Annotated in this window: 21 protein-coding genes; 9 read left to right on the top strand and 12 right to left on the bottom strand. The window is 71.3% G+C overall.

Annotation, left to right across the window (positions count from 1 at the left end):
* Positions 1–365: 365 nt before the first annotated feature.
* The 8 genes from A176_RS02025 to A176_RS01990 form a co-directional block, all read right to left on the bottom strand.
* Positions 366–3122 carry a VWA domain-containing protein gene (locus A176_RS02025; RefSeq protein WP_002637046.1) on the bottom strand — a complete coding sequence of 919 codons (2757 nt, stop codon included), beginning with the start codon at positions 3120–3122 and terminating at the stop codon, positions 366–368.
* A gap of 133 nt (positions 3123–3255) precedes the next feature.
* The gene (locus A176_RS02020; RefSeq protein WP_002637047.1) at positions 3256–5022 is read right to left on the bottom strand and encodes a vWA domain-containing protein; all 1767 of its coding nucleotides are present in this window, start codon (positions 5020–5022) and stop codon (positions 3256–3258) included.
* 37 nt (positions 5023–5059) lie between these two features.
* Positions 5060–5908: a DUF58 domain-containing protein gene (locus tag A176_RS02015; RefSeq protein WP_002637048.1), complete on the bottom strand. Its 849-nt coding sequence runs from the start codon at positions 5906–5908 to the stop codon at positions 5060–5062.
* Between the two features lie 8 nt (positions 5909–5916).
* Positions 5917–7446: an ABC transporter permease gene (locus A176_RS02010; protein ID WP_002637049.1), complete on the bottom strand. Its 1530-nt coding sequence runs from the start codon at positions 7444–7446 to the stop codon at positions 5917–5919.
* Positions 7443–8429, bottom strand: coding sequence for an ABC transporter ATP-binding protein (locus A176_RS02005; protein WP_002637050.1), 987 nt, complete (start codon positions 8427–8429; stop codon positions 7443–7445). Before A176_RS02005 ends, A176_RS02010 begins: the two co-directional genes overlap by 4 nt.
* A complete protein-coding gene (locus A176_RS02000) occupies positions 8426–10171 on the bottom strand; it encodes a hypothetical protein (RefSeq protein WP_002637051.1) in 1746 nt (581 codons plus the stop codon). Before A176_RS02000 ends, A176_RS02005 begins: the two co-directional genes overlap by 4 nt.
* Positions 10164–11162: an AAA family ATPase gene (locus A176_RS01995; RefSeq protein WP_002637052.1), complete on the bottom strand. Its 999-nt coding sequence runs from the start codon at positions 11160–11162 to the stop codon at positions 10164–10166. Before A176_RS01995 ends, A176_RS02000 begins: the two co-directional genes overlap by 8 nt.
* Position 11163: 1 nt before the next feature.
* Positions 11164–12837 carry a hypothetical protein gene (locus A176_RS01990; protein ID WP_021781169.1) on the bottom strand — a complete coding sequence of 558 codons (1674 nt, stop codon included), beginning with the start codon at positions 12835–12837 and terminating at the stop codon, positions 11164–11166.
* Between the two features lie 362 nt (positions 12838–13199).
* On the opposite strand from A176_RS01990, the gene A176_RS01985 reads away from it, so the two are divergent.
* The gene (locus tag A176_RS01985) at positions 13200–14024 is read left to right on the top strand and encodes a helix-turn-helix transcriptional regulator (protein WP_144429483.1); all 825 of its coding nucleotides are present in this window, start codon (positions 13200–13202) and stop codon (positions 14022–14024) included.
* A gap of 26 nt (positions 14025–14050) precedes the next feature.
* On the opposite strand, the gene A176_RS01980 is transcribed toward A176_RS01985, so the two are convergent.
* The gene (locus tag A176_RS01980; protein ID WP_002638712.1) at positions 14051–14236 is read right to left on the bottom strand and encodes a hypothetical protein; all 186 of its coding nucleotides are present in this window, start codon (positions 14234–14236) and stop codon (positions 14051–14053) included.
* A 52-nt stretch (positions 14237–14288) separates the two neighbouring features.
* The gene (locus A176_RS01975) at positions 14289–14588 is read right to left on the bottom strand and encodes a hypothetical protein (RefSeq protein WP_002638711.1); all 300 of its coding nucleotides are present in this window, start codon (positions 14586–14588) and stop codon (positions 14289–14291) included.
* Between the two features lie 177 nt (positions 14589–14765).
* Here A176_RS01975 and A176_RS01970 point away from each other — a divergent pair, with 177 nt between their 5' ends.
* From A176_RS01970 to A176_RS01950, 5 genes are all read left to right on the top strand, one after another.
* On the top strand, positions 14766–15248 hold the full coding sequence (locus A176_RS01970; RefSeq protein WP_002638710.1) for a DoxX family protein: 483 nt from the start codon (positions 14766–14768) through the stop codon (positions 15246–15248).
* A 14-nt stretch (positions 15249–15262) separates the two neighbouring features.
* Positions 15263–16261: an aldo/keto reductase family protein gene (locus A176_RS01965; RefSeq protein ID WP_002638709.1), complete on the top strand. Its 999-nt coding sequence runs from the start codon at positions 15263–15265 to the stop codon at positions 16259–16261.
* 215 nt (positions 16262–16476) lie between these two features.
* Positions 16477–17196 carry a MotA/TolQ/ExbB proton channel family protein gene (locus A176_RS01960; protein ID WP_021781170.1) on the top strand — a complete coding sequence of 240 codons (720 nt, stop codon included), beginning with the start codon at positions 16477–16479 and terminating at the stop codon, positions 17194–17196.
* Positions 17197–17199: 3 nt separating this feature from the next.
* Positions 17200–17634 (top strand): ExbD/TolR family protein, encoded by a 435-nt coding sequence (locus tag A176_RS01955; RefSeq protein ID WP_049872218.1) that lies wholly within the window; start codon positions 17200–17202, stop codon positions 17632–17634.
* 13 nt (positions 17635–17647) lie between these two features.
* Positions 17648–18454, top strand: a complete 807-nt coding sequence (locus A176_RS01950; protein ID WP_021781410.1) for an energy transducer TonB — start codon at positions 17648–17650, stop codon at positions 18452–18454.
* A 34-nt stretch (positions 18455–18488) separates the two neighbouring features.
* Here the strand turns inward: A176_RS01950 and A176_RS01945 are convergent, their stop codons facing one another.
* Positions 18489–18974 (bottom strand): MarR family winged helix-turn-helix transcriptional regulator, encoded by a 486-nt coding sequence (locus A176_RS01945; RefSeq protein WP_044890505.1) that lies wholly within the window; start codon positions 18972–18974, stop codon positions 18489–18491.
* A gap of 184 nt (positions 18975–19158) precedes the next feature.
* On the opposite strand from A176_RS01945, the gene A176_RS01940 reads away from it, so the two are divergent.
* Positions 19159–20559: a TolC family protein gene (locus A176_RS01940; RefSeq protein ID WP_002633148.1), complete on the top strand. Its 1401-nt coding sequence runs from the start codon at positions 19159–19161 to the stop codon at positions 20557–20559.
* A gap of 123 nt (positions 20560–20682) precedes the next feature.
* Entirely contained in the window at positions 20683–20892 is a 210-nt protein-coding gene (locus tag A176_RS01935) for a hypothetical protein (RefSeq protein ID WP_002633149.1), read from the top strand.
* 30 nt (positions 20893–20922) lie between these two features.
* Here the strand turns inward: A176_RS01935 and A176_RS01930 are convergent, their stop codons facing one another.
* Complete coding sequence (locus A176_RS01930) at positions 20923–21969, bottom strand: Rieske 2Fe-2S domain-containing protein (protein WP_002633150.1); 1047 nt, start codon at positions 21967–21969, stop codon at positions 20923–20925.
* Positions 21970–22080: 111 nt separating this feature from the next.
* Between A176_RS01930 and A176_RS01925 the strand changes: the two genes are divergently transcribed.
* Positions 22081–22977: a DUF547 domain-containing protein gene (locus A176_RS01925; protein WP_226994157.1), complete on the top strand. Its 897-nt coding sequence runs from the start codon at positions 22081–22083 to the stop codon at positions 22975–22977.
* Positions 22978–22981: the final 4 nt, after the last annotated feature.

The raw sequence follows: 22981 nt of genomic DNA, 5'->3' as shown, positions 1-22981 counted from the left end.
CACCGCGGTCAGTCGCCCTCACCGTGTCTGCCCCTTCCTGACCGGGGCGGCTCGCACCTCCCTGCCACTTCCGGCGCAACGGGAACGGCCTCGCGCGGAGGCCACGGCGCCCTCTGCGGCGGGCCGCATAACGGTCCATCCGGGCACAGGCTCGCGCGGCATCCATGCCGCGTACGACGGGCTTCTCAACGGTCCATCCGGCGACGGGCACGGGCTCGCGCGGCATCCAGGCCGCCTACGGCGGGCTTCTCAACGGTCCATCCAGGCACAGGCTCGCGCGGCATCCATGCCGCCTACGACGGGCCTCTAAGCGAACCATCTGGGCACAGGCTCGCGCGACATCCATGCCGCCTACGGCGGGCTTCTCAACGGTCCATCCGGCGACGGGCACGGGCACGCGCGGCATCCAGCGCTGAGTCCATGCCGCCGCCCTCGGCGGGCTTCTTCTCCGCTTCCTGTGCCTGAGCAGGGCGCTCGGCGGCCTGTGTGCCTTGTGGCGCGGAGGGCGCCGCCGTCGCGGGAGGCCTCGGCGCCTCCACGTTCGGCGTCACGGGCCGCTCGCTGGCGCGGGCGGGGCGAGCGGCTCGCAACCTGGGCGCAGAGAGGAAGCGCCGCACGGCCACCTCCGCCAGGAGCACCGCCAGGGCCAGCGCCACCAGCCACGGGGCCAGGGGCACCCGGCCCAAGGACTCGGGAGCATCCATGAAGAGGCCCGTCATGGACAGGCGCTCCACGCCGCCCCCCACGGCCGCGAGCGCGCGCAGCAACGCCCGCCCTTCCTTCGCGGAGCCGGGCTCGAACTCCGGCGCATAGGGCAGCGTGACGGGCGGGGCCCGCAACACCTTCGACCCCAGCCGCACCACCGGGTGCCACGTACCGCTGCCTTCCAACGGGTACTCAGCGACGAGCCGGTCCTCGTCCTCCCATCGCATGGGCCGCTCCACGGGCGCGGTGCGGCCATCTCCGGGCAGCAACACCAGCGTCGGCGCCGCGCCGGGGAGCGGATCTCCGGGAGGCAGGTCCAGCGTCACCCGCAGCATGTGGCCTCGCCGCTCGGTGCGCACCACCGACTCACCGACAGGCGTCGACCCCGCCAGGGACCAGCGCACCATCCCCTCCAAGGCCGCTTGCAGGGAACTCCAGGTGCGCAGCTCACCGGTATACGGGCCATCCACCTCGGCGGTGAACGCCACCGTGCGGCCCGCGCCCCGGGGCCACATCGCGAGGATGGGCGCTCCGTTCGCGTCGAGGGTGCGCAGCGCCACGTTGGCCTGGGGTCGGAGGTACGTGAGGTTGTAGCCGCCCACCTGCGGCAATCCTTCCGGGGACAGTCGGCCGAGCAACGGCAAGTCGGGCGCGCCCTCCACCGACGCAGGCTCGTCCACGAAAGTGGCGCGGGCCACGGTGAGCGTCTCCTGGCTGAAGATGCGCGGCAGGCTCATCGCGTCCTCCGCGAAGTACACGCGCCCGCCGCCTCGTCGGGCCACGTCGCGCAGCAGCTCCGCATCCGCGTCCGTGGGCTGGCCGAGCCCGATGACGGACACCGTCACGTTCTTCGCGCGCAGGGTGGACAGCGTGTTCTCGTAGTCCTCGGGCTCCTCGGAGTCCGCGGCGTCGGAGAACAGGAGGACGTGCCGCGTGTGCTTCTCGCTGCGAAGGATTTCACCGCGCCCAGCGCGGAGGGCTTCGCCAACGTAGATGCCACCACCTCCGCTGAAGCCCCGCGCGACAGCGTCGAGCGGCAGCCCCTTCTCCACCGGACTGAGCGGGAAGATTTCATGGACCGCCGTGTCCACCATGTGCACGGAGGCTTCGTCCTTGGGGTTCAGCAGCGTCAGCGCGGCCACGACGCCTTCAGCGGCCAGCTCCATCTTCGTGCGTCCATCCGGGACAGTGACGCCCATGGAGCACGACGCATCCATCAACACGCTGAGGGCCAGCGAGGCGCGGCGTTGCTCCTCGCGCATCTCCAGGGACACGGGCAGCAGCGGCTCCACGGGCGAGCGACGGTAACCGCCCTCGCCGAAGCTGCCGCGACCGCCCGTCATCACCAGCCCGCCTCCGGCCTCCTCGACGTAGGCCGCCAGGGCATTGAGCCCCGGTTCGCCGAGCGCATTGGCGTCCACGTTCTCCAGCACCACGGAGCCCACGCCATCCAGGTCATCCAGCGTGAGGCGGAAGGGCGCACGGACATCGAGCAGCAAGCCCGCGTCCGTCAGTGCCTTCGCGAGCGTGCCTCGGGATTGGTTCGTGAGCAGCAGCACGCGCGGCGGACCTTCCACGCGCAGCACCGCGACGCCTCGGTCGTTCTCCACCACGCCGTCGCCAGGGGCGGCCACGGAGAGCTGGTAGCGGATGAGGCCGGGCTCATCGACCAGGTCGCGCAGGGGGAGCACGTTGGGACCGGGCTGGAAGTCGAAGGGCCCCTGGAGCAGGACGCGGCCGTTGCGCTCCAGGCGAACGGTGCCGGTCACCGATGCGCTGGCATGCACCACGGCGGAGAACTGGAAGGGCTCGCGAATGGAGACCGCGGCGGGCACGTCCACGGAAACGACGGCGACATCGAGTGGCGGTTCGGGACGCGCGACGTGCCGCCAGTCCACGGCGAGCCCTCGGGCCGCGAGACGCCGCGCCGCGCCGCGAGCATCCACGCCGGTGGCGCGACCATCGGACAGCACGAGCACACGGCCCATGCGCTCGTCGGGGATGAGCGCGCCCGCGGCATCGAGTGCCGTGGACACATCGGAGGCCTCGACATCCACGGGACGGGTGAAGCCGCCGAAACCGCCGCTGTGGGAGAGTGGCTTCTCGACACGCGCTTCCCTGCCGAAGGTGATGACGCCCACCCGGTCACCCGGACGGCGCTGGGCTTCCAGCAAGGTGATGAGCTCCTGGGCCGTGCGGTCCACGTCGCGAGGCATGGATGCGGAACGGTCCACCACCACGACCACGTCACTGCCCGCGTCCGCCAGTCGCAATTCGGGACCGGAGAGTGCGCCCACGGTGAGCACCAGCAGCGCGGCGCGCAGCCACATGGGCGGACCGGGACGCCGGCCATACTTCCAGAGGAAGAGGCCCAACGGCAGGAGCAGCACCCACGCCTGGGGAAGGGAGAAGGTCATTCGCGCTCCCCACTCCCATCGCAGATAGCGAAATCCATTTCAGCTCGCACCTGCTGCGAACTCAAAGCCCACGCATTCACGGCATGCGTGCCCATCCATCCACGCTTACCCACAGTCAGCGCACGCATGAGGCTCACCGTCCCCCTGTGTTCGCGGCAGCCGTGGATGCTGGCTCCCGACGCGTCAGGTAGAAGTCCGCCACCAGCGCGGCCAGCAGCAGGACCAGGGGCCACCGTGCCCGGCCTGCACCGTCGCTCGGCGCGTCGTCTGTCCCTGCCTCACGCGCGGGAAGGTCCACGCTGCCACGGCCTCGCAGGTCCGACTCGCGGGCATCCAGCGACAACACCTGCGCCGCGCCCACAGCATCGCCGTCACGCTCCAGCACGTACGTCCCAGGCTCGGAGGGCGCCGAAAGGCTCACCTCTCCCGCGCCGAACACCGGCCTGCGCGTCCCCGGCCCCACGAGCGTGTAACGCGCCCCCGCCAGCGTCACCACCGGCAGCGGCTCGCCCAACAACACCTGCTGCCGGGGAAACCCCTCCCGCGCCCGGCGCGCCTGACGAATCACGTTGCTCAACAACACCGGCCACGCGGACACCCGCTGCACATTCGAGCGCGACAGGTCCACGTTGAGATGGATGCGTCCGCCCTCTTCCTCGGACACCAGCACCGCGTCACCCGCGCTCACCAGCGGCTTGCCCGGCGGGTTGTCACCGGCCGTCCACCGGACGCCCGACAACTGCACGTCGTCCAGCAGCGGATGCCCCTTCTCCGAGAAGAACGGCCCCAGGAACGTGCGCGGCTTGCCACCCGCCCCCACCGTCACCCGTGCGTCCGTCCCCGGCGGCCCCAGCAGCAACTCCGCCCCCGAACTCCCCACGCCATGCGCCACCTCCGGAGACACCGCGAGGAACCGCGCCAGCGCGGCCTGCTCGGTGCGCCCCAACCCCTCCGCCAACACCACCGCCACGGGACGCGCAGGCGCGGGAGGCAGCCGAACCCGGCCATCCTCCAGCAGCGCGTCGTCGGGCAGCGACACCTCCACGTCCCCCGCGCCCTGGAAGGTGAGCCGGAGCGTCGCGGTGCCCTCCTCGGGAAGGCGCACCCGCTCCACCTTCTCGGTGCCCTCCTTCGCGCCGGGACCCGGCAACGCCCGGACGCGGACCTCCACGTCCTCCAGCCCGTCACCAAAGCCCGCCACCCGAAGCGTCACCGTCGCCACCGAGCCCTCGTCCCGCCGCTGCGCGGAGACGAGCGCCACGTTCGGCCGCGCCGTCCCGAGCGCCGTCCACCGCACCGACGCGGGCACCAGCGCTTCATTCTCCGGCGGCACGTCCGTGAAGAAGGCCACGCGGCGCTCCGCCCCCGCCAGCTCCTGCGCCCAGATAAGCGTGGGCATCGGGTCATGGTCCGCGCCCAGCGCCTGGAACGACTCCAACGCCGCCAGCGCCCGGGAAGGCTCCGCCTCCGGCCCCGCGAGCATGCGAGGCGCCCCACCACTGGCCAGCACCGTCACCCGCGTGGCGGCCTCCGACTCCACGCGCTTCGCCGCTTCACGCCGCACCTGCTCCAACACCGTCACGCCGTCCGGCCCTCGCGCGGACATGGACAGGCTGCCATCCACCACCAACACCAGATGCCGTGCGCGCGCCGCATCGCCCCAGCGAACGTCCGCGAGGAAGAGCGCGGCGGCCACCACCGCCAACACCTCCAGCAGCAACGAAGCCTCACGCGTGAAGCGCTCCCACCGGGGCCCCGCCTCCGCGCGAGGGCTCGGCCGGCGCCACAGGAACAACGCGCTCACCACCACCGGCTTCTGCCGGCGCCGCAGGAAATAGGCCGCCACCAGGGGCACCAGCGCCCCCAACGCCAACAATCCCCACGGGAACCCGAAGCTCACCCGCCACCTCCCGTGGCGTGCCTCGCCGGACGACGCATCAAGAGGCCCCCGCCGCGACGAACAGCGGCCGCAAGGGCCCCGTCACCAGCGTGACCAGGGAGTCCTCGGCCGGCGCGACGAGCAGCGCGCCCCGCGCCCGCAGCGCCGCGCCCCGCAGGGCCCGCTGGTGCTCCGCGAACCGGCGCGCATACGCGGCCAGCACGTCCTCCGTCAGCAACTCCTCCAGCGCCGCGCCGCTCTCCGAATCCACCAGCCGAGCCCCCTCGCCGCCCGACGGGTCCAGGTCCTCCGCGTCCAGCACCTGCGCCAGGAACAACGCGGAGGCGCCTCGCGCCAGCCGCGCGCACAGCCCGGGCAGGTCCGCCTCGAAGAGAAAGTCACTCACCACCACGCGCACGCCACACGGCCGCAGCGGCGGCAACCGTCCCAGGGACTCCGGCAGGCCATCGTGCGCGTCGAAGCCGGCGGCCTCCAGCACGGCCCTGCACGCCGGGCCCTGGGCCCGCTCGGGCCTCGCACCGGCCACCAGCAACGTGGGCGCCAACCCCTGCCGTGCCGCCACCTCCGCGGTCAGCAGCGCCACCTCACGGGCGCACGCGGCCTTGCGCGGGGACAGCGCCATGGAGCGCGAACCATCCAGCACCACCTCGACCCGTGGAGCCACCTCGTCCTGGCGGATGCGAAGCACCAACTCACCCGTGCGCGCCACCGCGTTCCAATCCACCTGCCGCAGGTCATCCCCGGGCTGGTAGGCGCGAAAGTCGTGCAGCTCCAACGCGCTGCCCGCGGACGTGGCGCGCACCTCGCCCACGAGCCCCCGGTGGGGGACCCTCGGCAGCGCCAGGGCGAGGCCCGGCACCAACCGCGCGACGGCGGCCACGTCCATCCGCTCACTCACGACGCGTGGGCCCGCCGCTCACGCTCCGCGAGCATCCGGTCCGTGGCGAACGCGGCCAGGAGCGCCACGCCCACGACGAAGTACAAGAGCTCCAAGGCCATCTTCGGCCCGCCCCCGCTGTAGTCGTACGACGAGAAGTTCACGAGCCCTACCAGCGGGTTGACGAGGTTGATGATGGGGTCATCTCCATCGAAGCCCGTCAACACGGCCGCCAGGGGAGGCAACGCCGAAGCCAGCGCCACCGACGCCACGAACGACACGCGCACCGCGACGGGCGTGGCCAGCCGGTCCTGGCGAACCCTGCGGCCCAGGCCCACCGCCAGCGACAGGAAGAGCACCCCATAGGCCGGCATCGCCAGCGTGGCCATCCGCAGGGGCAGGTGCCGCAGCGGAGGGTTCGCGGACAGGCACTCGAGCCCCCAGAAGAACAAGCCCCACGCGGTGAGCAGGAGGACCATCCAGCGGAAGCCTCGCAGCGCGCCGGGCCGGAGCAGGGACCAGGGCTGGGAGACGGCACGCTGGGCCCGCGCCTGCCCGTCCACGTCCGACACCACGAACATGCCCACGACGATGAGGTGCGCTCCGCCCAGGAGGCCGAAGAGCTCCGCCACCGAGTGATTCCGCCCCTCGAACCACCAGACGGACAGGCCCAGGAGCATTGCGATCGCCACCTGGATGCCCACCGCGCGGCGAGGGCCCCGCGTGTAGTCCTCCGTGGGAAGCGCCAGCCGTGACGCCGCGGCCTCGAAAAGCAGCCATCCGTCCAGGAGCATCAGCGCCAGCGCGGTGCCCACCAGGTAGAGGAACTCGGACTCGCGCAGCATCCGGTCCCCCAACTCGGTCATCGCATAGGACGCGCCCAGGGCCTGCAGCAGCCCGAGGCCCAGCATCGCCAGCACACCGAAGTGGACGAACGCCCGGCCCAGGCGCCCATCCGCCAGCGTCGCCGCGCACACGCCGGCCACCGTGACGAACACGAGCCACGCGCCGCCCAGCCCCAGCACGATGAGAATCGTGGGCAGCGCGATGCCGTTGAGGAAATAGCTGAAGAGGAGGAAGGGCCCCACCGCGGAGGCGTACAGCGCCGCCTGGACCAGGAAGGAGGTCACCTTCCCGCGCAGGATTCGACGTGGCCCCAGCCCCGTCAGCACCAGCAACACCCACGTCTCGTCCTCGCGCTCCCTCGCCAGGGAGCGGTAGGCGCTGTACGGAATGACGAAGAAGTGCGCGAGCCCCAGGCACACGAAGAAGGCGAAGAAGTACCCCTGGCCATGCCGCGCGTTCGCGGATTCGCGCGTGTCCACGTAGGCAATCAACGACACCATCAAGCACGCCAGCAGCATCAACCCGAAGCACACCCAGAAGACGCGCGTGCGCAGTCCCTGGCGGACCTCCTTCACCACCAGCGGGTTGAGCCGGTCGCCCCACCGCTCCGTCCAGGAGCCGGCCCCCGCGGCGGAGCGTCCACCCGACGCCGTGGGCTCCGGAGCAGGCGGACTCACCGCCGTATCCACGGGCACGCTCACGCCACCCTCCCCTTCGTCACCGTCATGAAGGCATCCTCGAGGTTCCGCTCCCGCGCGCTGAAGGCACACACGGGAATCCCCGCGCTCACCAGCGCCGCCAGCAGCACCGCCGCCGCCGCGTCCGCCTGCGCGGGGCCCGTGCCCGCCTCCAGCTCCAGCCGCACACGCAGCGACTCGCCTTCCCTCGCCACCCGCGTCACCCGCGGCTGCTCCAGGAGCAGGCGCTCGGCGCGCGCCCACACGGCTTCTCCCGCCTCGCCCGGGGCCAGCCGCACCGTCAGCTCGGGCGTCACCACCGCGCCCGCCTCCTGCTGCTGGAGCAGGTCCTCCACCTTCCCGGTGGCCAGCAGGCGGCCCTGCTCGATGATGGCGCAGGTGTCGCAGATCTCCGCCAACTCCGTGAGGATGTGGCTGGAGATGATGACCGCCTTGCCCTGGTCCGCGAGCGCGCGCAGCAACTCCCGCAGCTCGATGCGCGCGCGCGGGTCCAGGCCGTCCGCCGGCTCATCCAGCAGCAACAAGCGCGGGTCGTGCAGCAGCGTGCGCCCCAGCGCCACGCGCTGCCGCATGCCCTTGGACAGCGCGGTGGTGAGCCGGCTCGCCAGCGGCGTGAGCCCGGTGAAGCCCATCACCGACTCCACGCGCTGCCGGCGCGCGGCGCCCTTCAAGCCATAGGCGCGCGCGAAGAAGTCCAGGAACTCGAAGACGGTGACGTCGTCATAGGTGCCGTACCGGTCCGGCATGTAGCCGATGAGCGGACGCGCCCGGTCCGGCGTGTCCACGAGCGAGTGCCCGTCCAGCAGCACCTCGCCCGACGTGGGCACGTCCAGCGTGGCGAGGATGCGCAGCGTGGTGCTCTTGCCCGCGCCGTTGGGGCCGATGAAGCCCAGGATGCTGCCCGCCTCCAGGGAGAACGACACATCATCCACCGCGCGCAGCGGCCCGTAATCGCGCCGCAGGCCCTTCACCTCCAGCAGACTCATGGCCGCACCTCTTCCAACTGCCCTCGCACCACGTGCGCGCCCCCCTCCAGCTCCATCTTCACCGTGGACGTGGGCGACATGCCCACGCCGCCCAGCCGCACGATGAAACCACCCTCGGACAGCGGCGCCTGGAAGCGCTCCTTGCCCACCGACAGTCGGCCCGCGCCCAACGCCGCATCCGACAACAGCCGGTTCACCGGCGTCTCACCCTCGGGCAGCGGCGCGCCCAGCGTCACCTCCGCGCCGTCCGTCATCTCGGGCACCGCGTAGTGCTGACCGCCCAGCCGGAGGTAGCCCTCCTCCAGCCGCGCCCCCAGCGCGTTCTGGACGCGAACCCCGTCACCGTCACGGCGGATGGACAGCCGGGAACGGGATGGCAGCACCGACACCTCGCCCCACTCGCGATACGTCCGGGGTGGGAGGAAGTTGTTCTTCACCGTCAAACCGTGGGTCCAGTCCATTTCCAGGGTGGAGTCGTCGGCGCCGACGGTGTCCGGCGCGAGTAGCGCGCTGGTCGCGGGCAGGCTCACGGCGCCCATGGACATGTTCGCGTACCAGGCCGCGACCCCCACCGTCACCGCGCGCGAACGTTCCGAGTCGAGCAACGTCAGGCTGTAACGCAAGGAGTGCACGGAGAAGCCATCCACGAGCACGGACCAGGCAACCAAGGCCGCGCAGGTGATGACCGACACCATGGGCACGGCGACCAGCACCGCCACCGGCCCCCGGCGGCGCGCCAACATCAAGCTCCCGGGCCCCACCGCCAGCACGAAGAGGAAGATGAGCAACAGGAACCGCCCCACGGGCGCCCGTGCATTGTCGAGCAGCGGCGCGAAACCACCGGCGAGCATGTTGCCGCGCTCCCACCGGGGCGCGAGCCCCGCCGGATTCACCGGGCCCGGGAGGGGCATCCGCAGCAGGCCCTTCAAGACGTGGCCACACTCGAGCGAGGAGGGGCACAGCCACACCTGGCCAAAGCCATAATCCGCACCCGCGGCGGTGTCGTTCGTATCGAGCAGCGGCAGCCGCTCTCTCACGCCGCTCGACAGCTCGGTCAGCACGAGCCGGCCTCCCGTGGCGGCATAGGACTCCAGCGTGGCCCAGACGTCCGCGGGCACGGCGAGCGGGTCTCCGGGCACCATCACCACGGGGTACCCCACGTAGGCCGCCAGCTCCCGGGGCGCATCTTTCGGGTCAATGGTGCGCAGGGAGAAGAGCGGGCCGACGCTCGAATCCGCCACCGGTACGCCCGCCGTGCCGTCGAAGTCCTTGAGGGACCCCAGCACCAGCATCGTGGCGCTGTTCACCCCATCCAGATAGACGGGGTTCACCAACGCGTCCTGGCCGGCGACATCCACATGGAGGTTGCCCGAATACAGTGACGCGGGCACGTGGACCCACGTGACGAGCCGCTGCCGGGGAGGGACCTCCACGACGCGCTCGGTCACACGCGTCCCTCCGCCGGAATGCCCACGAAACGCCAGCCGGACGGTGAGGGGCACGGGCCCCGTGTTCTGCAGCCCGACATCCACCGGCGCAAAGCCACGCGGGGGCCGCAACTGGCCCGTCCGGATGGAGACGCGCAAGTCGCCCATCGTCCGCGCGTCCGCGTGGCCGGAGGCGTCCCGGTATCCACGTCCCGAGGACTCGTCCTCCACCTCCACCTCGACGGAAGTCGCCCAGGCGCTCGATGCGCTCAGGACGCACGACAGGAGTCCCACCGCCACCAGGAGACTACGCACGCGGCACCTCGGGGACCGCCTGGAGCAGCGCGCGCACCACGTCCGTGGCGCCGACCTTCTCCAAGGAGGCCTCGTAGGCCAGCACCAGCCGGTGGTTGAGGACGGCGGGCGCGGCGGACACGACGTCGTCGAAGCCCACGTTGGGCCGGCCATGCAGCAGGGCCAGGGCGCGCCCGGAGGCCGCGAGCGCGAGCGCCGCGCGAGGACTGGCGCCATACCGAACGAAGCGGCGCACGGCGTCGGGCGCCGAGGGCTGGCGAGGGTCGGTGGCTTCCACCAGCCGGCCGATGAAGTCCGCCACGGGTCCGGGCAGGTGCACCCGGTCCGCTGCGGCGAAGAGCTGCCCCAGCCCTTCCGCGTCCAGCACGGGCGTCAGGTCTGGCGGCGTGCCGCGCACGCGCGTGGTGAGCAGCGTGCGCAGCGTCTTCGCGCCCACGGGCGGCACCTGGATGCGGAAGAGGAAGCGGTCGAGCTGCGCCTCCGGCAAGGGATACGTGCCTTCGAGTTCGATGGGGTTCTGCGTGGCGAGCACGAAGAACGGGTCCGGCAGCCGCCGCGTCTGTCCGAGCACGGTGACGCTGCGCTCCTGCATCGCCTCCAGCAGCGCGGACTGCGTCTTCGGACTGGAGCGGTTGATTTCGTCCGCGAGCACGAGGCTGGCGAAGAGAGGCCCCTCGCGGAACACGAAGTCTCGGCGGCCCTCGCCCTCCAACACGTAGGTGCCGGTGATGTCGCCGGGGAGCAGGTCCGGGGTGAACTGGATGCGGCGGAAAGGCAGCGACAAGAGCCGCCCCAGGGCCTTGCACAGCTCCGTCTTGCCCAGGCCCGGCAGGCCCTCCAGCAACACGTGTCCGCGCGCGAGCACGGCCACCACGACCTGCTCGACGACCGACTCCTGGTCCAGCATGACGGTGTTCAGCCCATCCTTGAGCCGTGCCGCCACCTCCGCCGCTCCCTGTGCCTCGGCGGGACTGAGAAGCTCCGCTGCCACGTCATTGCCCCCTTCCAGACGACTCGCCACCAAAGTACCGCTTCACCATGTCCCGGTTGCGAGGAAGCAGCGGCGCCGCGCCAGCCCCCTCTGTCGCCGCGCCCCGAGCCTGCGTGCCCTGCGAGCCCCCCGCCCCGGCGGCTCCTGCGTGCCGCTTCGGGTCCGCGGCCTTGAGCCCCCAGAGTTCGTCCCCCTCATCACCACCCTGACCTGGCGGCAACGGCTCGAAGGCGAGCCGCTCCGGGTCCATCTCCGCCTCGTCCCCGAAGACGAGCGGCCGACTGCCGCCCCCTCGCGACACGCCCGCGCCCTCCCCCACACCCCGACTCGCGTGGCCTCGCGTCCCCTCGCCGTCGCCGCCCTGACTGTCGCCCTCGGCCCCACCTTCGCCGGAGCCGCCACGCAATGCGCCGCTCCGGCCCTGGCCGCCCTGGCCATCACGTCCCCCATTGGGACGGCGAGCCTGGGCCTGGGAGCCGTTCTGGCCGTTCGTGTCGAAGCGGTTCTCCAGCGATTGACGTCGCCGATCCAGGGACTTGCGCAAGTCGGCGATCTGGTCCGGTGAGCCAGCGGCCTGTCCACGGGCTCGCGCCCGCGCGTCACCTTGCTGCGTGCCTTGGGCGCCCTGTTGCGCTTGAGCGCCCTGTTGGCCCTGCTGCGCCTGTGCGCCCTGCTGCGCCTGCGCGCCTTGCTGCGACTGAGTGCCTTGCTGTGCTTGAGCGCCCTGCTGCGATTGCGAACCCTGCGCGCCCTGCTGCGATTGCGAACCCTGAGCGTCCTGCTGTCCCTGCTGCGAGTCGCCCGTCTGTGCCGACGGTCCATCCTCGTCGGACGGTGACGAGCCCTCGGGCTGTTCGCCGCCCTCTCGCGCCTCCGAGCCGTCCAGGGCCATCAGCGCGCGCTCCAGCTCCTCGCGCTCGCGCGTGGCGGACTCCGCGCCCCCCGCCGCGCCCAGCGCCTCTTCCAAGGCGCGCGCGGCCTCGGAAGCGTTGGCCAGTTGCGCGGCGGCTTCCGCGGCCTTCTCCGCCAGCCGGTTCTCCAGCGCATCGGCGGCCTCCCAGTCGCCCGAGTCGAAGCGCCCCTCCGCGACCTCCTCGGCCAGCCTGCGCAGCTCATCCGCGACCGACTCTTCCAGGGCCTCTTCCTGGGAGAGCGCCTCCGCCTGCGCCTGCACCGAGGCCACCTTCGCGGCCGCCGCCGCGTTCACCGGTCGGCTCCGTGGCGTGGGCAAGGGCAGCAGGAGGCCGACACACGCGAACAGCACCGCACACGCGAGCGCACCGCCGGGACGCCGCCAGTTCACCTCGGGCAGCGTGACCGCGCTCGCGAGCTGGTTGACGGACAGCTCCCACGCGCCCACCGGGCGTTCCAGCCGGGTGAGCAGCAAGCCCCCCGCGTTCGCCGAGCGGTCCGCGAGCACCGCGGCATGCTCCAGCGAGACGCCCCGGGAGCGGGCACGCCAGAACCACACTCCGAGCCCCACGACGAGCAACGGAGGCAACGCCCACACGAAGGCTTCGCGCAGGAGGAACCGCGCCAGCACGCAGGCGGTGGCGGTGGCCCACACCGGAACGATGCCGGCCTCCGCCCAGGCCACCGCGTTGAGCCGCCGTTGAACGCGCCGGATGGGCGCGAGCACGAGAGCCTGGAAGCGGCGTTCTTCACTGGCAGCCATGGAACGATGAGTGTCGACTACGAGGCCCACTCCCCACAAGCGACGTGAGCCCCACCCGTCGAAGCACGAGGGCGAGCGGTCGACTTCGGTCAGCCATGGGTGTCGCCTCCCTTCGCGGCCCAGCTCGCCCCCATCCGCATCCCGCCCCGGCAGGAAGTGCCCACGCCACCACCTCTGCGCGAGGCTGCCCGAAGTGTCGGAATGAGCGGGACATGCAGCCCGCGCACCGTCCTCGGGTGCCATCCGGCACATTCGCGCGGGGCCGCATCCCGGCGTTCCCGTCCCCAGCACCGTCGCGCCAAGAACGGTCCGCGAGGCCCCCGCCACCACCGCTTGGCGCCCTGATAGAACCCGTTTCGAGAATGCTCCTCGCGCGTCCGCCAGAACTCGCGCCTCAGGCACCGTGGCCCGACATGCCGTTGGTGGTGTGGCCCACGGCGATCGCGATGTGGGGCCCCGGTGACGCGACCACCCGGCATGCCCACCACGCCATGCACCTGGTGCTCTGCCGAACAGGCACGCTCGCTATCCGCGCACCCGGCATGAAGGCCGCCGAGCAGGCAGCCGGAGTGCTCGTGGCCCCCGATGCGCCCCATGCACTCGACGCGCGAGGCACCGACGTCCTCATCCTCTTCGTCGAGCCCGAAAGCCACGACGGTGAGCGGCTGATGGCCGCGCTCGACGGACCGATGCGCCTGTTCGACAGCGCGCGGCGCGACACACTCCTCGCCCACCTTCCCGCGTCCGCGCCCCTGGGACACGAGGCCGTCGGACAGTGGATGGAGCGCACACTCGAATCCCTCTCCGGCACGCCTGAGACGCCCCGCCGCATCCACCCCCGCGTGCGCAAACTCCTGCGCCACTTGCGCGCCGAGCCCGCGCCGGAGGACACCTCACTGGAGGCGCTCGCCCAGCTCGTGGGCCTGTCACCGAGCAGGCTGATGCACGTGTTCAGTGAATCGCTCGGCGTTCCCTTGCGCCCCTATCTCCTCTGGCTCCGGCTCCAGCGCGCATCGGGTGCCATCGCGGCGGGCCGCACGTTGGGGGAAGCAGCCCACGCGGCGGGGTTCTCGGACGCGGCCCACCTGACGCGCACCTTCCGGCGGATGTTCGGCACGACGCCTTCGTCACTTCAGCGGCGAGGCCCCGACATGCAAGCCCAGGCGCGAAGCCGCGCCACACGCTGACGCAGCCCGAGGACCCACGCGCGCGCTCAGTCCTTGCGGAGCACCTCCGAGGGCAGGTTCTTCCGGAAGGGCCGCAGCAACGCCGCCACGGCGGGGGCGACGGGAATCGGGAGGGAGACGAGGACCAGGATGAGCAGGAAACGAAAGGCACGCACGATGAAGCGCGTCAGCGTCCACGCGACGTCGCTCATGCGCCTGAAGAAAGAGGGCATGGGTTGCTCCAAGATTTGAGTGAAGGACCGGAAGGAGGGGCTTCCGGCCGACTCAGTGGAGCAGCACTCGATGGAGCAGATAGAGACGGCGAGCCGGGGCCGGCGCATCCGCCGCGGCGCAAACCTCCGGCGCCGAGGACGACAGCGGGGCCGCATCAAAAGCCCCCGCCACCGAGGACCAGGCCACGGTGACATCGAGCACGGCCCGAGGCGGGCGTGGCGCCTGGGCCTCCACCCTGCAGACGACAGCCGCCTCCGCGACAGGCAGCGCCGAGGCACCGCTGCTCGCGAGCGTCAGGCAGGTGAGGACGAGCCTCAGCCAGCGCAGGAAGGGATGCGGCCGGTCACGCATTCGCGCTCAGCATGGCCATTCATCGGGGTCTGTCAAACCGAGCCAGGCGACAAAGGCCCTCGCGCGGCGCCTCAACGACACAGCCAGTTCGTTCAAGCGCGCGGCCGACTCGGCGCTCCATCTTGAGCGTCACGGCGCCGGGGCCACCGAGTCCCGCGCCGCTTTCGAGGAGCCCCCATGTCCTTCGCCATCATCCTGGTGTCCTTCTTCGCGCTGCTCCACCTACCTCCGCTGCGCCGGCGGCCCGCGCTGTCGTCGCCTCGGGACCGCGCCGCCGTGGCCGCGGGACTCTTCTTCGTGGGCGCCGGTGTCATGCACTTCGTCATGCCCGCGAAGTACGCGGCGATGATTCCGCCCCAACTTCCGTCTCCGGACTTCTGGGTCTTCCTCTCCGGCGTCGCGGAGGTCGCGGGAGGGCTGGGCCTGCTGCTGCCGCGCACCCGCCGCCTCGCCGCGCTGGGGCTCATCGTCCTGTTGCTGGCCATCCTGCCCGCCAACCTCCACGAGGCCCAGGCGAACACCGCCTCCCACGTCCTGCCCTTCCCGGACGGGTACTTCTGGCTGCGCCTCCCGTTCCAGCTCGTCTACATCGCGTGGGTGGCCTGGGCCGGCGGTCCGTGGCGAGTCGGAGGCCGTGCGCGCGTGGTAGCCCACGGTTAGGCTCGCGCGCACCTATGAACTTCCGTCATCTCGGCCGCAGCGGCCTCGTCGTCAGTGAGATTTCCTACGGCAACTGGCTCACCCACGGCTCCCAGGTGGAAGAGGAGACCGCGTTCGCCTGCGTGAGCGCGGCCCTGGACGTGGGCATCACCACCTTCGACACCGCCGACGTCTATGCGGGCACCCGGGCCGAGGAGGTGCTCGGCCGCGCCCTGAAGGGTCAGCGCCGCGCGGGCTACGAGCTCTTCACCAAGGTGTACTTCCCCACCGGCTCCGGAAAGAACGACCGGGGCCTGTCGCGAAAGCACATCTTCGAGAGCATCGACGGCTCCCTGCGCCGGCTCCAGACGGACTACGTGGACCTGTACCAGGCGCATCGCTTCGACGTGGAGACGCCGCTGGAGGAGACGATGCTCGCGTTCGCCGACATCGTCCGCCAGGGCAAGGCGCTCTACATCGGCGTGTCCGAATGGACGGGCGACCAGATTCGCCAGGGCGCCGCGCTGGCCCGCGAGCTGCGCGTGCCCTTCATCTCCAATCAGCCGCAGTACTCCATGCTCCACCGCGTCATCGAGGCCCAGGTCATCCCCGCCTCGGAGGAAGCAGGGCTGGGGCAGATTGTCTGGTCGCCCATCGCCCAGGGCGTGCTGACGGGCAAATACCTGCCGGGCCACAAACCGCCCGAGGGCAGCCGCGCCACCGACGCCAACGGCGCGCGCTACGGCATCAACCGCTTCATGACGGATGACGTGCTCACCCGCGTGCAGCAGCTCGTCCCGCTGGCGAAGCAGGCCGGGCTCTCCATGGCCCAGCTCGCCGTCGCGTGGGTTCTCCAGCATCCCAACGTCGCCTCCGCCATCGTCGGCGCCTCCCGCCCGGAGCAGGTGCACGACAACGTGAAGGCCGCGGGCGTGAAGCTCGACCCCGAGCTGCTGCGGCACATCGACGCGGTGCTGGGCCCTGTCATCGAGCGCAACCCCGCCCTCACCGAAGTCCCAGCCCGGCGCCCCTGAGCCCGGCCAGCGCGCCGACCCGGGCGGGCGGGAAACCGTCCGCTTCCGGGAGCGCCCCCTGGAAACACTTTGGGGCTTGAACCGTAGGGGGAGGGTAACCGGCGGTCCCAGCCGTTCCATTTGACTTTCTGCGCCAAGGGAACAACAGATGGGCCCGCGAGTTGGCAACCGGGTTGCGAGTAACCCGTAACCCACCTTTACCCAGGCTTCCCCTCATGATGCCCTTCCTATCCCTGGCCCAGATGGGTCACTCCGAGCTTGGCTGGCTCAGCACCAAGCTCCTGAGCGTGACGCTCACCTCCGCCGAGTGGGTGCTCTGGGTGCTCGTCGTCCTCTCGGTGCTCTCCATCGCCATCATGCTGGAGCGCACGGTGTACTTCGCCCGCCACCGGCTGCCGGACTCGGAGGCCCTGGCGGTGCGGCTCGCCCGCGGTGAGTACGACATCGCGCGCAAGGCCATCGAGGGCAAGACGGGCATGGAGGCCGCCATCATCCGCGAGGCGCTCGCCTCCGCCGACCAGGGCGCGGACACCGTGGAGCAGGTGATTGCCTCCACCCTGTCGCGCGAGCGCCCCCAGTACGAGCGCTTCCTGTCGTACCTGGGCACGCTGGGCAACAACGCGCCCTTCATCGGGCTGTTCGGCACGGTGCTCGGCATCATCAAGGCCTTCCACGACCTGGGGCAGATGAACGCCCAGGGCGGTGGCGGCGGCATGCAGCAGACGGTCATGGCCGGCATCTCCGAGGCGCTGGTCGCCACGGCCGTGGGTCTGGCGGTGGCGATTCCCGCCGTGGTGGCCTTCAACGTCTTCAACCGGCAGCTCAAGACGCTCACCAGCCGCGCCAACGCCCTGGGCTACGCCCTGGTGGGCAGCATGCGCGCCGAACGTCCCGCGTCCGGCGCCTCGGCCGCGCGCGCGGCGGAGGCCCGCTAGTCCATGGCCGGCGGCGCGCAGGACAACGACGAGGAAATCACGGGCATCAACGTCACCCCGCTGGTGGACGTGGTGCTGGTGCTGCTCATCATCTTCATGGTGACGGCCAACTTCATCGTCCGCGAGACGGTGGAGGTGGACCTGCCCCGCGCCGCCAATGGCGGTGAGACGGTGCAGGGCCTGGTCAACGTGGTGCTGGACAAGGAGGGCAAGCTCTTCTTCGACGGCACCGAGGTGACGGAGAAGGAGCTGGAGGCCAAGGTCGTGGAGGCCATCGCCAAGGACAAGGAGACGCGCGCCATCATCAGCGCCGACCAGTCCCTGCCCTACGGCCGCGTGATGCGGCTCATCGACGTGGTGAAGGGCCAGGGCATCGCGAAGTTCGCGCTCAACATCGAGAAGGACGCAGCCCCCGCGGCCGCGCCCGCCGCGCCCTGAAGCGAGTCCGTTCATGAGTCAGGCGGCCCTCGACAACGCTCCGACACCCCGACGCGACCGCTCGCTGGCCGTGGTGGGCGTCTTCTTGTTCGTCTCGCTGGGGATTCACGTCGGCGGCTTCTGGGCGCTGGGCGACAGCGCCTCGCGCGCCCGTCCGCCCGCGGTGAAGCCGGTGGAGATGGTGATGGTGGAGGTGCAGAAGCCGCCCCCGCCCCCGCCGCCTCCCGAGGAGCCCAAGCCGGAGCCGCCCAAGCCGCCGCCGCCCAAGCCCAAGGCGGTGAAGCCGCCCCCCGTGAAGGTCGCCGAGGCCCCCAAGCCGGTGCCCCCGCCTCCCGTGGACGCGCCCCCGCCGCCCAACGACACGCCGCCGCCGGAGCCGTCTGCCAAGCCGCCGCCGCTCGTGGTGGGCATGACGATGTCGTCCACCACCAGCGCGGGCTCGTTCGCCGCGCCCGTGGGCAACACCGCCTACGGCCGCACGGGCAACACCGCCAAGGACCCCAAGGACGTGAAGGGGTACAGCGCGCCCAAGTACGCGCCCATCTACCAGGTGGACTCCGAGCCCACCGTGGCCTCCGAGGTGAAGATTCCCTACCCGGAGGAGGCGCGGCGCGCGGGCGTCGAGGGCACCGTCACGCTGTCCATCGCCATCGACCACGAGGGCAAGGTGTCCTCGGTGAAGATTCTCAAGGGCCCCGGCTACGGCCTCAACGAAGCCGCGCGGGACGCCATCCGCCGCTTCCGCTTCAAGCCCGCCATCAAGGGCGGCGAGCCCGTCGCCACGGAGATGAAGTACTCCTACACCTTCCTGCTGGACTGAGGGCCTCGCCGCTGGCGGGCCCCGCACGGCCCGCCTACTGCGAGCACAGCGCCCGGCGCATGATGTCGCGCAGGGCGCACAAGTCCTCGTCCGCCATGCCGGCGATGGCCTCCGGCGGCTCGGACATGCGCTGCAAGAGCCGCTCGCGCAGCGCCGCGCCCTCCTCCGTCAGCACCAGCCGCTTCACCCGCCGGTCCTGCTCGGAGCTGCGCCGCACCACCAGCCCGCGCGCCTCCATCCGGTCCACCAACCCCGTCACGTTGGACGCGTCACACGACAGGTAGGCGGCCAGCGTACTCATGGCCAGCGGGCCTTCACCGAGCTGCCGCAGCACGTGTGCCTGCACCGGTGACAGGTCGAACTCCGCCGCCAGCGCGGGGAAGTTCCGCATGTGGGTGTGCATCAGCTCGAAGAGGAGCGTCCATGCCTGGCGTGGCAGGTCTCCCGCGGGCTCGGCCCGCCCGCGCACATCCGCGGGCTTCTTCTCCAGGTGCTCGCTGCTCCCGTTCATACCCGACATGGTAATTCACCTGAGCCACCTAAACAATTGACTTCATCAACTATTGAGGGTTACTACATTCCGGAGCTTCCAAATTCGGACGTCATGGACTATGGCTCCCGACCCGAGGCTCAACCCGTAGCAAGTCCATTCCGGACGCAGTGGCCCCGCGCCGGCGCGGGCCCTTCAGGAGGTAGAGGCGGTCATGAGTTCATTCCTGGCGCTGTCCCTGGCGGCCACCCTGGCCGCGGCACCGCCCACGCTGACATTGGAAGACGCGCTCAACCGCGCCCGCCAGGAGAACCTGGACCTCAAGGCCGCGCAGGCCCGCCTTGCCCAGGCGGACACCGCGTCCCGCAAGGCCTGGTCGAACTACCTGCCCCAGGTCAGCGTCAGCGGCGCCATCATCCGTAACTCCATCGAGGCCGTCATCCCCGCGGGTCCGCTCGCGCCGGTCGAAATCGTCATCCAGCCGCGCGTGCAGATCCAGGCCCAGGGCCAGGTGCGGCAGGCCCTCATCGCGCCGCAGTTGTGGGCCGGCATCCAGGCCGCCTACCAGGCGGAGCGCGTGGCCGCCCTCAACGTGGAGCAGGCCCGGCGCGAAATCTTCTTCGGCGTGGCGCAGGCGTTCTACGGCACCGCGGCGCAGGCCCAGGCGGTGACGGTGCAGGAGCGGCTGGTGGAGCTCAACACCGCGCGCGCCAAGGACACGAAGGTCCGCTTCGATGCGGGCACGGTGACGCGCGTGGCGCTGCTGCGCGCCGAGCAGGACCTGGCCCGGGCCGAGCAGGACCTCATCCGCGCGCGCAACGCGGAGGCCTCGGCCAAGCTGGTGCTGTCCACCCTGCTGGCGCTGGACGACCCGAACTTCAACGTCGCCATGCCGCCGGAGCCGCAGGTGCCGGAGAAGACGGACACCGACGTGCTGGTGGAGCGCTCGCTCGAGCAGCGCGCGGACGTGGCCGCGGCGCGTGAGCGGGTGGAGCTGTCGCAGACCAACAAGCGCGGCGTGTGGTTCAGCTACCTGCCCAACGTGCAGTTGAGCGGCACGTACAACATCAACAACGCGGCGGGCCTCGTCGGCTCCAACCGCATCTGGCTCATCACGCTGGGCGCGAGCTGGACGCTGTGGGACGGCGGTCTGCGCGAGGCCAACCTGGCGGAGGCCTCCGCCGTCATCGCGGAGAACCGGGCCCTGCAGCGCAAGGCGGAGCTCACCGCGCGGCAGGAAGTGAACACCGCGCAGCTCGACCTCGAGAGCGCCCTGGCCAACCGCTTCAAGGCCGCGCAGGCCGTGGAGCTGGCCCGTGAATCCCAGCGCCTCACGGAGGCCGCCTTCCGGGCGGACGTGGCCACCTACCTGGAAGTGGCGGACGCGAACACCGCCCTCACCCAGGCGGAGATTGGCCTGGTGGCCGAGCGGCTCCAGGCTTCGCTCGCCGCGCTGAAGCTGATGCGCGCCGTGGGTGCCTTCGGCGCCCGGCCGCTGACCTCGGACCTGATGGTGGAGCAGTCGGCGGCGCCGTTCCTCCAGCCGCTGCCGGCGCAGACGCAGCCGACGCAGCCCGCGCAGCCAGGGCCGCAGGACGCGCCCCGTCAGCAGTAATCCCAGCGCCTCCGCTCGGCGCCCGTCTGTTCTCCGGGCGCCGGGCCGAGCGCCGGTTGTGGACGTCCCAACCCGGCAGCACCCTCGAGGGGAGGCATCACACCCATTCCCGAGGAGGACGTCATGGCGGAAGGACAGTTTGGCAACTGCAAGGGTTGCCGTTACTTCGCCAACCAGAACCCCCAGAGCGCGAGCGAGACGCACCGCTGCATGCAGCCGGAGCTGTCCGAGTTCGAGCTGGAGGTCTCTGGCGAAAGCGGCTGCAACGCCTACGAGGCCCGCGCCAGCGTGGGCACCCCCGTCTACGAGGAGCCCTCACCGTCGATGCACTGAGCGCGGACCCCGTCCCGCGCCTTCACACTGTCACAGGCCCGGGGCCTCGCGCGTGAGCGGCACCACCGCCGCCGGCTTCGCGCCAGCGCCGTAGTAGATGCGCTCCAGGAGCCGGCGCTGGTGCACCAGCGGCGTGTCGAAGCGGTCCAACCGCATGCCCTTGTGGCTGTACGGCGTGTCCGCCACGGTGGCGATGAACTGCGCGTCGTCGCGGACCTCCCACCACGTCAGCGCCATGGCGGCCCGCGCCGCCACGGGGAGCAGCGGGCGCAGCAGCGGCTGCTCCGTCCGCAGGAATGAGAACACGTGCAGGCGCGTGGTGCGCGCCGTCTCCGGCACGAAGAAGATGTTCGCGCGGGTGATGAAGGGACGCGGACGTCCGTCGGGCGCCGTCCATTGAATGGTGTACTGGCTGCGCACCGGGTCGAAGCGCGTCACCCATTCGTTCTGGAAGAAGTCGCCGTCGCGCACGCCCAGCACCACCATCATCGGCGCGGGCCGCTGCGGGGCGCGGTAGCGAATCACCGTGCGGTCCTCCAGGTTCTGCGCCTCGAAGTCCACGCGGCTCGCGTTCGCGTCATCCCAGCCCAGCCGGGTGTGGACGTAGGGCGTGTGCTCGTCCTCGCTGAAGTTGTCGAGCGACACGTGCAGGGGCGCGGGGAAGTGCGTGGAGAACGCGCCGCCGAAGACGTAGCCCTCGTCGCCCATGTCGGGCATCGCGGAGAGCGGCGTGTCCCGCTCGGCCAGCCAGAGGTAGCCGTAGCGCTCCACCACCTGGAAGCTGCGCGCGTCGCAGTGACGCAGCTCCGGCTGACTGGGGTTGCTGCCCTTGCCCTGCGCGTCGAAGCGCCAGCCGTGGTACGGGCACTGGAGCCGCCCGTCCGGACGCACCTTGCCCTTGGACAGCGGCGCGAAGCGGTGGGGACACGCATCCGCGAGCGCGGCCGGTTGTCCCGCGGCATCCCGGAACAGCGCATAGGCGCGGCCCGCGAGTTCCACACGGACAGGTGAGGTGCCCAGGGAGCGGGCGGGAAGAACGGGATGGAAGTGACGGATGACCTTGGGGGTAGGCTCCATGTGCGCCCAGTATAAATCGGTGGCTATCCCCGTTTGCAGTGGCCTCCACGTTACGCGGGGTGAACCCGAGGGCCGGGCAGCCCCCTTCCCGCTGGGTTATGCTGCCCGCCCGTGGACACCCCTTCCGCTCCTCGCCGTCGCCTGCCGGTGACCGCCGTGTTGCTCGTCGTCGCCGCACTGGCGGGCGCGGGGGGCGCACTCCACGTGCAGGGCCTGCTTCCCGCAGGGGTGCCCTCGCCGTCCACGCCCTTCGACTACCACGACTACGCGAAGGCGCTGCGGCACGTGCGCGCCAACGGTGACGTGGACTTCGCGTCCATGGGGCGTGAGCGCAAGACGTTGGACGCGTTCATCGACTCGCTGGCGTCGTTCTCCCCGCACAACCGGCCGGACGTCTTCCCCACGCCGGAGGACGCGCTGGCGTACTGGCTCAACACCTACAACGCGCTGGTGTTGCAGCAGGTCGTGGACGGCTACCCCTATCTGGAGACGGTGCAGCAGCCCTGGCTGGGGCGCTTCTTCTGGGGCCGCTCCTGGCCGGTGGGCGGCGAGCGGCTCACGCTGTGGGCGTTGGAGCACCGCGTGCTGCGCCGCGAGTTCGCCGACCCGCGCATCCACCTGGCCCTCTTCCAGGCCGCGCGCGGCGGTGCGCGGCTGGATGGCTCGCACTTCCAGCCGGAGTTCCTCGACTCACAGCTCAACGAGGCGGGCCGCCGCTTCGTGGGAGACCGGCGCAACGTGAGGCTGGAGCGGGACACCGTCTACCTGGCGTCGCTGTTCGAGGAGCGCCGGGAGGACTTCCTCGCCGCGTTGCCCGAGGGCCGCGGCGGCAACGTGCTCCAGTTCGTCTGGGCCTTCCTGCCGGACACCTGCGAGGAGCGCCCGGGCTGCGACACCCGGAGCGACCTGGACCGCGCCTGCGGCCCCCGCCTGGACAAGTGCCGCATCGCCTTCATGGCGCGGGACTGGACGCTGCCGGACGCCGCCGCGCGCGCGGCGCGCCCCTGAAGGA

Origin of the sequence: Myxococcus hansupus (assembly GCF_000280925.3) — a bacterium.
In the GTDB taxonomy this organism is placed as follows: domain Bacteria; phylum Myxococcota; class Myxococcia; order Myxococcales; family Myxococcaceae; genus Myxococcus; species Myxococcus hansupus.
This window is presented reverse-complemented; position numbering and strand designations above follow the sequence as displayed.